This window comes from Rickettsia endosymbiont of Ceutorhynchus obstrictus (assembly GCF_964026565.1).
Taxonomy (GTDB): Bacteria; Pseudomonadota; Alphaproteobacteria; order Rickettsiales; family Rickettsiaceae; genus Rickettsia.
The window spans coordinates 1,307,383-1,319,275 of record NZ_OZ032162.1 but is presented as its reverse complement, the minus strand read 5'-3'; the positions used below and the strand labels follow the sequence as shown (position 1 = coordinate 1,319,275).

Below are 11,893 nucleotides of genomic sequence, written 5' to 3'. Positions count from 1 at the left end.
AGCTTGAGGATATACAGAGTTATACTGTCCTTGAAGAAAGTAAATACATGTTACCCGTGCAAACTATTAAATTCAAATCCATTGAAATAATCACAGCTCTAGTGCGTCCGGTAGTTACTTATGCTACTTTCTTAATGTACTGCTCTTTGAAGATTTTTATAGTTTATTTTTGCTTGAGCATAATCGGCTGTATTAACCTTAACTTAATAGACAAGATATGGACTGAAGAAGATTGGGCATTATTTTTCGGAGTTACGACTTTTTGGTTTGGTCAGCGAAGCATAAATAAAACAAGGCTATAAATTTATGCTAGCCGTAACAATTGTTACTTATTTAATCAAACAATTTGAGGGGGTTATGCCTTAATTCTTATTACTGCCCAGCAGGTCATAAAACCATCGGTTACAGGTATTAGAGCCGCACGAACAAGCAAAGATAAGAGAGCCTATTAATAAACAGCAAGCCGAAGATTTACTTGAGAAAGATATAAAACAAGCACAAAGAGTATTATATAAATATTGTGTATACCATTAACCGAAAACCAACAAGCCGTCTTAATCTCGTTTATCTTTAATTGCCGCGGCGGGAAATTTCAAGCATCGACATTGCGGCAAAAACTCAACCGAGGTGAATATGCAGCAGCTGCCGATGAGTTACTGCGGTGAGTGCATGCTAAAGGCGGTGCGAAATTGCAAGGCTTGGTAAAATGCTGACAGCTAGAGCGGTCATTGTTCTTGAGTTAATTTTTAGTTAAATTTCTATTGCATTTTTAAAACTCCTTACTATGATTTTGTTTATAGCTCATTTTTAACAAAATATTAACAATTATAGAATTTAATAAGGATAAAGATATGAAAGAATTAATAGAGTTTTTAGAAAAAAAAGGATTTAAACAGCAAGCCGATAGTTTAAGAAACGGTGCTACAACGCTTAACCTTCACGATAATAACATAGGTGAAGGCGGAGCAAAGGAACTAGCTGAAGCCCTAAAGTCCAATAATTCTTTGACCTCCTTTAGCCTTAGCAGTAACAACATAGGTGAAGGCGGAGCAAAGGAACTAGCTGAAGCCCTAAAGTCCAATAATTCTTTGACGCGGCTTGACCTTAGCAGTAACAACATAGGTGAAGGCGGAGCAAAGGAACTAGCTGCAGCCCTAAAGTCCAATAATTCTTTGACGTCCCTTTACCTTTGGGAGAACAAAATAGGTGAAGGCGGAGCAAAGGAACTAGCTGCAGCCCTAGAGTCCAATAATTCTTTGACGTACCTTGACCTTAGGGGTAACAAAATAGGTGAAGGCGGAGCAAAGGAACTAGCTGAAGCCCTAAAGTCCAATAATTCTTTGACGTCTCTTACTCTTTACAGTAACAATATAGGTGAAGGCGGAGCAAAGGAACTAGCTGCAGCCTTAAAGTCCAATAATTCTTTGACGTCCCTTTACCTTGAAAGTAACAACATAGGTGACGTTGGAGCAAAGGAACTAGCTGCAGCTCTAAAGTCCAATAATTCTTTGACGTCCCTTGACCTTAGCAGTAACAACATAGGTGACGTTGGAGCAAAGGAACTAGCTGCAGCCTTAAAGTCCAATAATTCTTTGACGTTCCTTAACCTTCAGTATAACAGAATAGATCAAGGCGGAGCAAACGAACTAGCAGTAGCCCTAAAATCCAATAATTCTATGACGTCCCTTTACCTTTATTCCGGGAACAACATAAGTGATGCAGGTATAGCCGGTTATTTACAAAGAAACAAAACTATAGCAGAAAAAAAAGCAGAAAGCTTAAATGCAGAGGGTAATAATTTATGCAGTCAAGAAAAGTATAATGAAGCTATAGAAAAATATAAAGCAGCAATAAAAATTACAAAAGAATTTTTACACAAAGAAAACAAATTATATGAAAAAAATAAAATAAATGCAAAAAAGAAATATGAAGAACAACAGCAGAGCTTAAAATTGAAACAAGCAGCTTCAGTAGCAAATGAGAATAAGCCGGCAGATATAAAAGATTTATATAAAGAAGCAGAAAAACAAGATATCGTTCAAGAAAATCTTAAAGACACATTAGCTATATTTCAAAAAATATTAGTAGAAACAACTGATAAACTAAAAAGTACTATAGCCATTAGTGCAAAAGACAAAGTTTTAATGCAAAACAGTATAAATGAAATAACAAGAACGGTAAAGACTTTTACAAATAAAGACGATATATACACAATAACCAAAAGTATGAAAGAGCTTGTAAGCGGCAAAATTACTAAAGCAAGAATTGCAGTTGTAGAAGAGGATTTAACTGAAATAATAGAACAACAGGTTAAATTAGAGGAGCATATACGTACAGAAAAATTGGTGATATTTCAGAAAGTAGTAGCAGACATAACGATTAAAACAGAGAGTAATACAACTATTAGTGTACAAGATAAAGATATAATACAAAACAGCGTAAAGAGGATAATAGATAAGGTGCAGAGATTAGCCAATAAAACTGACATAGAAACAATAACCGAAAGCACGAAAGAGATTGTAAGCAGCAAAATTACTAAGGCAAGACTTGGAGTTATAGAAGAGGAGGTTGATCAATTAATAGAACAACAAAACAAACCAAGTCACGATATTATAGTAAATAAAGTAGAGGTAATTTATGACAAACCGCTTTTAAATCATCCGGAATTACTAAAGACAGCTTTGAGCAAATTTGGTATACAAGAAATAGCTGAATTAAACAATAAGCTAAGCCCTAATTTAGTACAAGAAGCAATTAATAACAATGATGATGAGCTTATTTTAGCCGGATTAGTAAGCTTAGGAAATGCTGAAGCACCGGCAGGGTAGATTGTATTTAAACTAAATATTTAGGGTTGGTACTAATGCATAACAAGGCTTAAGCGTTGCCTGAATCAAGGCTAATCTAAACTGGCTAAAGGTTCGCAACATATGAGATATGGAAGCCACATAATAGAAGAAGCTTTAAGCTCGCTTATTTTCTTTATAATGTTTAGTATATTTATCTAATAAAATTCTAATCATTTTTTGATAAGGAACATGAGCAATAGCCGCCTGATCTTTAAAAAATTCTATACTTTCTTTACTTAAAGAAATAGTTACTTTTAATGAATCATCTTTTAATAATAACTCTTTAGGGGGTGGTAAAAAATCTTTTACTATTTTTACTGTACCTATTTCCCCATCAGTGTATTTTATTTTCTTGTTCATAAATCCTCTTACCTTTACGCCAATATCCTGCTCCAAAAATTCTTATACAATTATTCCTAAATATAAAACGGACTGTTAAAATATTATCATCAACTTTACCTAAACAAAAATATCTTTTCTCGGTAATACTATGGTCTATATCTTCTAAAATTATCCTATCTATATCTAAAAATGCTTTTTGAGCTTCATAAAAATTTACATTATGTTTTTGGATATTAATTTTATTTTTTTCTTCATCCCATTCAAAAGAAGAATGCATTTTTAACCTTTAATCGATTAATTTAATAATAGTTTGTTTTATATTAAATGTACATATATTTATATGGGTAGTAAGCCATATTTTTTAAAATCATTGACTTTTAAGTTAATGCATAACAAGGCTTAACGAAAGCCTGAATCAAGGCTAATCTGTACTCGTTTAAGGTTCGCAACACGTACGATACGGGGAGCCATTCCGTACAATTAGCTACTTCTTGCAGTTTATCGAACGGGAAAACCAGTTTGTAATGCACCTTGCAGCCCTTCAGCTCTAGGTTCGCAAATATGAAATTTAAAAATTCACGTTTTTCCTCGATTGTCGAACCTTTGAAAGTTTCATATGCATTTGTCATAACATTTATGAAGTCTAGAAGCTTCTTAGAAAGCTTATCGTCTACCTTATCATAACTTTTGATTAACTCGTTTAATTCATATTGACGCTCTTTTAACTGCTTTTTCTTACGCAAAAATTCTTCTCTTGTTAAAACTCCGTCCGCTACTAAATCCATATATGAATCGAGCTTATTTTGTATTTTTGTATGTTCTTCTTTTAAAGCTGCTATTTCTCTATTATGCTCATATGCTTTGCCATGATTCATTCCTTTTAAATAGTCCATAGTTTGCTTTAAAATTTCAGGGTCTTTGATTTTTAAGCCTTTTAATACATCTTCTACTTGCTTAATTACCTCGTCTTCTCTAACCCACATTGTTTTTGTTGGGTCGTCAGGATTCCAAGTACGTAAATATGTCCATTCCGATACTTCACCATTTTTGTATTTTTTAGTTTTTGTGTCGGCAGTAACTAATTTACCTGTAACCGCACATTTGAGTATACCTCTAAATAAAAATTCTTTACCTCTATATTGAAAAGGTTTTTTGTTCCAGCCCATTAGAAGATTCAACCAATCTAAATCTTTCTAAAATACGTATACCTTTCCGCTCGCAATATTTTTCTAACCTATCGTCTTGTACTTCTAGCGAATAGCCGTCAGCTTGCTCATCTGAAGACACACGGGATAATGTATATGCCTCAATTGCTTTATTACTCATATTATTTTACCTCTTGTTTAGTAGCTTCATCTTCATAATTTTTTAAGGTATATTTAAGAACAAACGCAGCAACGCTTAACAAGTCGTTTTGAGAACATACAGACTCATAAAGTTTAAATTCTTGGTTAGATTTTCGGTAGATATCGACCTTTATTAATTTGGTCAGTGATAAAGTACCAAGCACTGCAAAAAGTATTATACTATGAGGGATATTTAATAATTTATCTTCAACTAGGGCAGTAACCGATCCGACAGGCTCACACATCATCTCATCAATTAATTTGTGTAAGATAGGATAATCAAACGATCCTTTATGTTCTATGATTTTTAACAATGTAAATTTATGTCGGTGGCAGTAGTCAGTAATGAGGTTTTGTCGATGTTTGCGACTTGCAGAATTTGAAAGGGCTTTTAGAAAAATTATTGCTTTTTTATTGTTAGTCATTTTGGTTTACCCCATTTTGTTAAACTTAAAGTTATTAAGTTTTAACCACCAGAAATTGCTTTAAGGTGGTCGGGGAGTTTACAAAACCGTCAATAACAGCTATACTAGGTTTTAGGCTTAAAGCTAATGCTCTAAGCCCTGGACATGTCCTAGTATCTCCCAGACCATAACGTACCAAGGAGTGTATCATTTGTGGCTGATACATACCATATTGACACGGGTTGTAACACCCCAGAGCAGCCTTGCAGCTGTTCCAGTTATGATTTTATATAAATCCCTTAAAAAGTCAACTCTCAATTAAGTTTTATTATTTTTTTCCTTTTCTAGTCTCGTTTGTACTTCAATAAGCTTTTGGCAAAATGCAATGAAATTCCTTGCTGCTTGGCGTGCTTGGTCTTCGGTTATTTCGCCGATCTAATTATTGGGCAATGGGGCGTGTTAGACGTACTAGTGGATCCATACGCTTTAGGTACTAGCGGCGGCATAAGAATAAGGCTTATGCAAGATATCGACATCGCTATTAGACATGCCGAATCTTTCGCCGTAGCGAGGAAAATAATACCTAAAGTCAATTTTTACTTAAAAAGGTCACTGTGTGTTCCGGTTCGTTCTAACCGTAATACTTCATTATCTAAATAGTAAAGCAATAACCAATCAGGTTCTATATGACAATCCCAAACATTATCCATATTTACAATTTTATGTAAGCAGTATTTTGGAGGTAGCAATAAATGATGAGCTATACCGGAATTAATATTTTGTACTAATAAATCAGTAACTGTAATTAATTTTTTGATGTTTTTTCCACGTTTGTGCATCAATAATAATTCTTTCTCAAACCGTTTAGTGGAAGTTTGGATAATCATACTAAAATACTATAATTTAAGCTTTTTATACATTTCTTGGTAAGAGGGATATTTGTTTATATTTAAGCCTTGTTTGGATTCTTCTAAAACTTTAATAGATTCTTCATTTAGCTCTTTTTCTTGCTCTATTTTACTGTATATAGCTTCCCTTACATAATTCATTATTGTGTCGTTTTTATAAGCAGTGTGAACTTTTAGAAATTTATGTAGTTCAATTGGAATATCTATGCTTAATCTAGTCATTATATTTAGCTCACCTAAGTAGTTACTTAGATAAGTATATCATTAAATAACTAAAAATAAAAGTACGAATTTAAAATATGGCATTTCAAGAAGATTTTAGCGAGTTTTTAGATGTTGAGCAAGGATTTGCCGTAAATGCAGTTTTAACGCCGGCATTCGGTGAGTCTTATGTAATTAAGGGGATTATAGCAGAGGAGTATTTTGATATTGATAGCGGCATAGCCGGCAGTAAACCACTATTTGAATGCACCGAAGATGAAATTACAGAAGTAAAATACGGCTTATCGACTATAGGAAGCGATTTAGAGATGTCGGAAAAAAACTAATAAATGAGCCAATATTGTTTAATATGTTTATTTTAGCCGAGCATTTGCATAAGACAATTGCCGAGATTGAACAAATGACAATCGACGAATGGCATCATTGGCTCGCTTATTTTAAGATTAAAAAAGAAAAACAGAATAAATTAAGGAAGTGACAAACAAGGAAGTCAGGGTAACGTTCCGGGGTATCGATAAAACTAGGGAAGCTTTTGGCAGAATTAGGCAGAATTTTAAAAAACTGCAAGAGCTAACAAATAAGCTTAGTTTTGGTTTCGGTAGAATCGGCACGGCGATTGCTGTGGCTTTTAGTACTCATGCTTTAAAGAAAATAATCGATAGCGGGGCGGAAATAGGCAAATTTGCCGGTAAGTTGGATATGAGTACTAAAAGCTTGTCGGAACTTAAATATGTCGCTAGCAATTGCGGTGTAGAATTTAATAGTTTAACTTCAGGACTGCAACAAATGTCGATGAGAATTACGGAAGCTGCACAAAATAGCGGTGAGGCAAAACAGGCTCTGCAAGCCTTAGGTTTATCGGCTAAAGAGCTAATTAAATTAAGTCCCGATCAACAGCTAGAAAAAATAGCCGCAGGGTTTGAGAGACTAGTTAATGAATCGGACAAAGCGACTATTGCCGCTAAATTATTCGGTTCGGAAGGGGCTGTTTTGGCAAGAATTGCCGAGCAAGGTTCGGTAGGAATTCAAAAACTCCGTGAAGAAGCTAGAAAACTTGGGGTTTCTTTATCGGAAGAAGATTGTAAAGCGATGGAGCAGTTTAATAGTGAACTGAATAAATTACAGACAGTGCTGATAAGCCTGATAACCTGCTGTTTAGTGCCGATATTGCCGATGTTGACGGCATTTTTTGAAGCTATACGTGAAGGTCATCCGGCTATTACTTTTATTATTACGGCTATTACGACTATTTTAGGGCTGAAATTAGCTGCGTGGTTTGTGAGCGTCACTATGGCAGTAAGAGCTTTTACAATTGCCTTAATGGCAAATCCATTGGGGTTAACGGCGGTAGCGATATCGGCAACTATTGCAGGACTCGTAACTTTAACAAAATGGTTTAATAAAAGCAGTGAAGCGGCTAGAGAACATAACAAGGCACTTGCAGAACCAAGAGTAATAGAGGCTTTAAAGCTAAATCTTCCTAAAAAGGAAGAAATGGCAGTTATGAGCAAAAGTAATGAAATGTTAGGCGATGCTAGGCAAATATTCGAGCAAACCAGAACACCGCTTGAAAAACATAACACTCAAATCGAGAAGCTAAATAAACTACTAAAACAAGGTTTAATCGATCAAGAGACCTATAACAGAGCTTTAAAACAAAGCGAAGAGCAGCTTGATAAATTCGGCGAGCATAGCAAAGACGTATTTGATCTAATTAAGGAAAAATCACAAGAAGGCGCTAATAATTTAATTGATAATTTCGCCGATGCTGCTTTCGGTGCCGGCGGTCATATTAAAAGTTTAAAGGAAACTTGCGGGGATTTTTTCAAGGAGTTACAAAGCGATATATTAAAAATGACTCTGAAGGAGGATATAATAGGTACTAAAGGCGGTGGTGGATTGCTAGGGTTATTGGGTGGTAGCAATAAAAGCGGCAATGGCAGCGGTTTTTTATCAGGGCTTGGCTCATTTGGCGGCTTTTTTGCTAAAGGTGGCACTGTAAAACCAGGCAAAGCCCATATTGTCGGTGATGGCGGCGAGCCGGAGTTATTTATTCCGCATTCAATCGGTAATATAGTACCTTTCGGCAATTTAGAAGCAGCCGGAGCAAGTGGGGGCAATATAGTAGTTAATATGAATATTCAAACGCCCGATATTGCTTCATTTAATCAAAGCCGTAGTCAAATAGCCGCCGACATGGCAAGGCAGATATCCAGAAGTAAGCGAAACCTATAAGAATACTCATCTTTCAAAAATTGCTCTTTCATTTTATCAGGGATTCACGTACTCACTTATTATAATAAGCTGCGTGCGTTCACCCTTCAAAATAAAATTCAATTTCTAAAATATAAGCATTCTTTGTTCTCTAAATATGATTAATCCCTTTGCCGAAATACAATTTCCGCCGGAAATATCTTATGGCTCGAAGGGTGGAGCGATGTTTTCAACCGATATCGTTACAACTTTTAGCGGTCACGAGCAGCGCAATATTAACTGGCAAGAGGCACGGGCTAGATATGACATAAGTAGTGGTATAAAAACGGAAGAACAATGGCAGCAGCTAATAGCCTTTTTCAGGTCAAGAAGAGGCAGAGCAATAGGCTTTCGCTATAAAGATTGGTCGGATTATAAAGCTGTTCATCAAATAATAGGCAAAGGTAATGGTCAACAAAAAGAGTTTCAACTAGTTAAACATTATTCAAGCGGCAATTATGAATATACTAGAGTTATAAATAAGCCGGTAAATAATAATTTCTGTAAAATCTATATAGATGCTTTGCCTATAAATCAAGGATTTAATATTGATTTTACAACCGGTGGAGTAAGTTTTAATTTAGCACCAAAAAATGACGAAGAAATAACCGCCGATTTTGAGTTTGACGTACCAGTACGTTTCGATACCGATCACCTAGATTTTTCAATAGATAGTTTCGCCATAGGCTCTTGGGGCAATATTCCTTTAGTTGAAGTTAGAATATGAGGAATTTAAGCCCGCAGCTTAAGAATCATTTAAGCGCAGAAGTAACTACTATTGCCACTTGCTGGAAATTAACACGCAAAGATAACAACAAAGTTTTTGCTTTTACCGATCACGACCAGGCTTTATTTGTTGATGAGATCAAATACGACTCAATAGCAGGTTTTACGCCAACCAATGTAGAAAGCAATAGTAATATGGCGGTTGATAATCTCGATTTAGCCGGACAATTCCACGACAATAAAATAACTGAAATAGATTTGCTAGCCGGTAAATATGATTTTGCTGAAGTGGAAATATTTTTAGTTAATTATCAATCGCCGAATACCGGTAAAATAATCCAAAAGTATGGAATTTTAGGCGAAGTAACATTAAATAAAAATCTATTCCATGCCGAGGTAAGAGGGCTAACGCAATTTCTATCGCAAACTATGTGTGAAACTTACTTGCCTCATTGCCGAACAAATTTAGGGGATCAGCGTTGTAAATTTAATTTGCATCAGGAAAATTTTACCGTGCAGGCAATAGTTACCGAAGTAATCGACCGACAAACTTTTACTTCTGCTAAATTAATGCAGCAAAACGATTGGTTTACTTATGGCTATATCAGCTGGCAAACAGGCAAAAATATTGGTCTACAAATGGAAGTGAAAAGCTTTATTAATAGTCGCATCACTTTAGTTTTACCGATGCCTTTTGTTATTAATGTAGGTGATGAGTTTACTATAGTCGCCGGTTGCGATAAGAGTAGCAAAACTTGCATAGAAAAATTTAATAATATTATCAACTTCCGCGGTGAGTCTGATTTACCAGGGATAGATAGATTAAGCTCAAGATTATAATAATACGTTGTATTTTTTTTAATATACTGTAATATTAAGTAGTATAATGTATTATAGGTATTTTATGACTGTTATTACTACTAGAATTCCGGAAGAACTTGATATGGTTCTTTCAACTATTGCTAAAGAAACAGATAGACCAAAAGGATATATTATTCGTAAAGCAATAGAAAATTATATACAAGAAAAAGCCGATTTATTACTTGCTTTATCTCGAATCGAAAAAGGTGAAGAAACAATCTCTTTAAGTGAAATAAAGGAAAAATATGGCTTGGAAGATTGAATTTACAACAAGTAGTGAAAAAGAATTTAGTAAACTAACTAAAGATATAAAACAATCTATCTACCAATTTTTAATTAAAAATGTTTCTGTATCTCCTAGAAATCATGGCAAACAACTTAAAGGTAGTAATGCTATTAAATTATGGCGTTATAGAGTAAGAGATTATAGATTAATTTGCCAAATTAAAGATCAAGAAATTACCGTATTAGTAATTAGAATCGGTAAAAGAGATTCTGTGTACAAAGATAGAGATTAAAAATTACTCTAGTAAAAATCTAAAATGTTTGGGCTTGGTAAAATACTGCCTGTAGTCGGTGGAGCTTTCGGGTTTTGGCGGCGGCATTAAAGGTGCAGTACTCGGTAATGCTATCGGTAATTTATTCGGTAAAAAGAAAAAAGCTCAAAACAATTTTGGCTTTGGTGATGCAAGAGAGGGGGCAAGGTTAAATGACCTAAAAGTCCAAATATCAAGTTACGGCGAGGTAATCCCGAAGGTCTACGGACAATTAAGGTTAGCCGGTAATATTATATGATTTATAGTTGAATAATCTATTTATTAAGCTATCATTCAATTGCTTTTTTATTATAGATAGCAAAAGAATATGAAACATACTAAACGATTATTTTTATTTAGAGTTATCAGTTCTCCTGAATTAATTTTTTCTAATCAAACTTTAACAAAAGAAAGATGTATCTCTAATGCATTTAAGAAGATAGAGACCACTATATATATAGATTTAAATATTTTATGCGATATACGTAAGTTTATAGTCAGTAGAAATAGATTAGAAATAAATGATATCCAGAACATCTCTAGTAAAAGTAATTATGATAGTCAAAATATAAAGAATATAATAACACTTCTTCAAGAACTACCAGAAATATTTTTATCTCCAGGTTTTGCTTTAAGCGAAGCGGCTGAAAAATATAAAAAAGTAAATTATAAAGCTTTTGAAATATTTTTAAAAGATTATCTACCTAAATTTAGAAATGCTTATGATTCACTACCTTATGAAACTATATTATCTCAATTTCACAAAGAACAAAAATACGAATTTTTATTAACGATATATGCAGGTATATTATGTATACATTATATTCATAAGTTTTATGCTAATTTATCAAGATTGGATAAATTTAAGCTTCTAATTGATACCATGTCACATAATATAGGCTTAGTCGATGGTGTAGTAGCTGAGGTAGCTAAATATTCTTTCTTTAATGAAACACTTTTAGATAATAATTTACAAGAAATGGTAAATAACTTTGTTAAAAAGAGTAAATTTAGAGATATTAAAAAAGCAAAAGAAGAAACAATGCATAATAGTTGGAATGCAGCTCATGACATTCATTTTTTTAGAACATGTGCTATGTTAGAGCAAAATCCGTATAAGGTGAATCCTTCTAATATAGAATGCTGGCATTTAACTAATGATAAAGGATTAAAATATCTTTCTCATATAATCCAATTTGATAAAAATAACCCAGGCGTAATAATTGCAATAAAAACCGGAAATAAAATTTTAAATAATTATTTAGATGCTTGTCACCTATATCAAATAGAAACAACTTTGTATCGAGAATTACTACACACTAAATTAAATATTTCTGACAAAGAAATAATAAAAAAATCTCTATTAAAAACTAAAGATTTTATCCAATATTTAGAAAATAAGCTATTGTTATAAATAATTAAGGAAAATTTTTTCTTCCTCCTCTT

General features: G+C 33.7%; 18 protein-coding genes and 1 pseudogene. 12 read left to right on the top strand and 7 right to left on the bottom strand.

Features of this window, described 5'->3' with window-relative positions:
• The first annotated feature begins 56 nt into the window (after positions 1-56).
• From AAGD64_RS07510 to AAGD64_RS07500, 3 genes and pseudogenes are all read left to right on the top strand, one after another.
• Positions 57-302 (top strand): hypothetical protein, encoded by a 246-nt coding sequence (locus AAGD64_RS07510; protein ID WP_341792956.1) that lies wholly within the window; start codon positions 57-59, stop codon positions 300-302.
• 222 nt (positions 303-524) lie between these two features.
• Positions 525-662: pseudogene (locus tag AAGD64_RS07505) on the top strand (glycoside hydrolase family protein); the annotation flags it as partial.
• 189 nt (positions 663-851) lie between these two features.
• On the top strand, positions 852-2,828 hold the full coding sequence (locus AAGD64_RS07500) for a leucine-rich repeat domain-containing protein (protein WP_341792955.1): 1,977 nt from the start codon (positions 852-854) through the stop codon (positions 2,826-2,828).
• A 135-nt stretch (positions 2,829-2,963) separates the two neighbouring features.
• Here AAGD64_RS07500 and AAGD64_RS07495 read toward each other — a convergent pair whose 3' ends face one another.
• From AAGD64_RS07495 to AAGD64_RS07465, 7 genes are all read right to left on the bottom strand, one after another.
• Entirely contained in the window at positions 2,964-3,209 is a 246-nt protein-coding gene (locus tag AAGD64_RS07495) for a CopG family transcriptional regulator (protein WP_341792954.1), read from the bottom strand.
• Positions 3,184-3,468, bottom strand: coding sequence for a BrnT family toxin (locus AAGD64_RS07490; RefSeq protein ID WP_341792953.1), 285 nt, complete (start codon positions 3,466-3,468; stop codon positions 3,184-3,186). The genes AAGD64_RS07495 and AAGD64_RS07490 overlap by 26 nt, the downstream gene beginning before the upstream one ends.
• Before the next feature lie 100 nt (positions 3,469-3,568).
• Positions 3,569-4,357: a hypothetical protein gene (locus AAGD64_RS07485; protein ID WP_341792952.1), complete on the bottom strand. Its 789-nt coding sequence runs from the start codon at positions 4,355-4,357 to the stop codon at positions 3,569-3,571.
• Positions 4,326-4,517: a recombinase family protein gene (locus AAGD64_RS07480; RefSeq protein ID WP_341792951.1), complete on the bottom strand. Its 192-nt coding sequence runs from the start codon at positions 4,515-4,517 to the stop codon at positions 4,326-4,328. The genes AAGD64_RS07485 and AAGD64_RS07480 overlap by 32 nt, the downstream gene beginning before the upstream one ends.
• 1 nt (position 4,518) lies before the next feature.
• On the bottom strand, positions 4,519-4,962 hold the full coding sequence (locus AAGD64_RS07475) for a hypothetical protein (protein WP_341792950.1): 444 nt from the start codon (positions 4,960-4,962) through the stop codon (positions 4,519-4,521).
• A gap of 575 nt (positions 4,963-5,537) precedes the next feature.
• On the bottom strand, positions 5,538-5,780 hold the full coding sequence (locus tag AAGD64_RS07470; protein WP_253308584.1) for a type II toxin-antitoxin system YafQ family toxin: 243 nt from the start codon (positions 5,778-5,780) through the stop codon (positions 5,538-5,540).
• 57 nt (positions 5,781-5,837) lie between these two features.
• Entirely contained in the window at positions 5,838-6,071 is a 234-nt protein-coding gene (locus tag AAGD64_RS07465) for a hypothetical protein (RefSeq protein WP_253308585.1), read from the bottom strand.
• Positions 6,072-6,148: 77 nt separating this feature from the next.
• Between AAGD64_RS07465 and AAGD64_RS07460 the strand changes: the two genes are divergently transcribed.
• The 9 genes from AAGD64_RS07460 (at position 6,149) to AAGD64_RS07420 (ending at position 11,861) form a co-directional block, all read left to right on the top strand.
• Positions 6,149-6,397 (top strand): hypothetical protein, encoded by a 249-nt coding sequence (locus tag AAGD64_RS07460; RefSeq protein ID WP_341792949.1) that lies wholly within the window; start codon positions 6,149-6,151, stop codon positions 6,395-6,397.
• A gap of 23 nt (positions 6,398-6,420) precedes the next feature.
• Positions 6,421-6,549: a hypothetical protein gene (locus AAGD64_RS07455; protein WP_341792948.1), complete on the top strand. Its 129-nt coding sequence runs from the start codon at positions 6,421-6,423 to the stop codon at positions 6,547-6,549.
• The gene (locus AAGD64_RS07450; RefSeq protein ID WP_341792947.1) at positions 6,546-8,306 is read left to right on the top strand and encodes a hypothetical protein; all 1,761 of its coding nucleotides are present in this window, start codon (positions 6,546-6,548) and stop codon (positions 8,304-8,306) included. The genes AAGD64_RS07455 and AAGD64_RS07450 overlap by 4 nt, the downstream gene beginning before the upstream one ends.
• 136 nt (positions 8,307-8,442) lie before the next feature.
• The gene (locus AAGD64_RS07445; protein ID WP_341792946.1) at positions 8,443-9,051 is read left to right on the top strand and encodes a DUF2460 domain-containing protein; all 609 of its coding nucleotides are present in this window, start codon (positions 8,443-8,445) and stop codon (positions 9,049-9,051) included.
• Entirely contained in the window at positions 9,048-9,890 is an 843-nt protein-coding gene (locus AAGD64_RS07440; RefSeq protein ID WP_341792945.1) for a DUF2163 domain-containing protein, read from the top strand. The genes AAGD64_RS07445 and AAGD64_RS07440 overlap by 4 nt, the downstream gene beginning before the upstream one ends.
• Before the next feature lie 64 nt (positions 9,891-9,954).
• On the top strand, positions 9,955-10,173 hold the full coding sequence (locus tag AAGD64_RS07435) for a DUF6290 family protein (protein WP_253308591.1): 219 nt from the start codon (positions 9,955-9,957) through the stop codon (positions 10,171-10,173).
• Positions 10,157-10,429, top strand: coding sequence for a type II toxin-antitoxin system RelE family toxin (locus AAGD64_RS07430; RefSeq protein WP_253308592.1), 273 nt, complete (start codon positions 10,157-10,159; stop codon positions 10,427-10,429). The genes AAGD64_RS07435 and AAGD64_RS07430 overlap by 17 nt, the downstream gene beginning before the upstream one ends.
• A 58-nt stretch (positions 10,430-10,487) precedes the next feature.
• On the top strand, positions 10,488-10,706 hold the full coding sequence (locus AAGD64_RS07425) for a hypothetical protein (protein ID WP_341792944.1): 219 nt from the start codon (positions 10,488-10,490) through the stop codon (positions 10,704-10,706).
• 69 nt (positions 10,707-10,775) lie between these two features.
• Positions 10,776-11,861 carry a hypothetical protein gene (locus AAGD64_RS07420; protein ID WP_341792943.1) on the top strand — a complete coding sequence of 362 codons (1,086 nt, stop codon included), beginning with the start codon at positions 10,776-10,778 and terminating at the stop codon, positions 11,859-11,861.
• The last annotated feature ends 32 nt before the right edge of the window (positions 11,862-11,893 follow it).

Bases quoted from the DNA above. Each gene is read 5' to 3' on its own strand.
- AAGD64_RS07475 (WP_341792950.1), bottom strand. From the start codon at position 4,962: ATGACTAACAATAAAAAAGCAATAATTTTTCTAAAAGCCCTTTCAAAT.
- AAGD64_RS07495 (WP_341792954.1), bottom strand. From the start codon at position 3,209: ATGAACAAGAAAATAAAATACACTGATGGGGAAATAGGTACAGTAAAA.
- AAGD64_RS07455 (WP_341792948.1), top strand. From the start codon at position 6,421: ATGTTTATTTTAGCCGAGCATTTGCATAAGACAATTGCCGAGATTGAA.
- AAGD64_RS07420 (WP_341792943.1), top strand. From the start codon at position 10,776: ATGAAACATACTAAACGATTATTTTTATTTAGAGTTATCAGTTCTCCT.
- AAGD64_RS07490 (WP_341792953.1), bottom strand. From the start codon at position 3,468: ATGCATTCTTCTTTTGAATGGGATGAAGAAAAAAATAAAATTAATATC.
- AAGD64_RS07445 (WP_341792946.1), top strand. From the start codon at position 8,443: ATGATTAATCCCTTTGCCGAAATACAATTTCCGCCGGAAATATCTTAT.
- AAGD64_RS07485 (WP_341792952.1), bottom strand. From the start codon at position 4,357: ATGGGCTGGAACAAAAAACCTTTTCAATATAGAGGTAAAGAATTTTTA.
- AAGD64_RS07435 (WP_253308591.1), top strand. From the start codon at position 9,955: ATGACTGTTATTACTACTAGAATTCCGGAAGAACTTGATATGGTTCTT.
- AAGD64_RS07480 (WP_341792951.1), bottom strand. From the start codon at position 4,517: ATGAGTAATAAAGCAATTGAGGCATATACATTATCCCGTGTGTCTTCA.
- AAGD64_RS07465 (WP_253308585.1), bottom strand. From the start codon at position 6,071: ATGACTAGATTAAGCATAGATATTCCAATTGAACTACATAAATTTCTA.
- AAGD64_RS07440 (WP_341792945.1), top strand. From the start codon at position 9,048: ATGAGGAATTTAAGCCCGCAGCTTAAGAATCATTTAAGCGCAGAAGTA.
- AAGD64_RS07500 (WP_341792955.1), top strand. From the start codon at position 852: ATGAAAGAATTAATAGAGTTTTTAGAAAAAAAAGGATTTAAACAGCAA.
- AAGD64_RS07470 (WP_253308584.1), bottom strand. From the start codon at position 5,780: ATGCACAAACGTGGAAAAAACATCAAAAAATTAATTACAGTTACTGAT.
- AAGD64_RS07430 (WP_253308592.1), top strand. From the start codon at position 10,157: ATGGCTTGGAAGATTGAATTTACAACAAGTAGTGAAAAAGAATTTAGT.
- AAGD64_RS07460 (WP_341792949.1), top strand. From the start codon at position 6,149: ATGGCATTTCAAGAAGATTTTAGCGAGTTTTTAGATGTTGAGCAAGGA.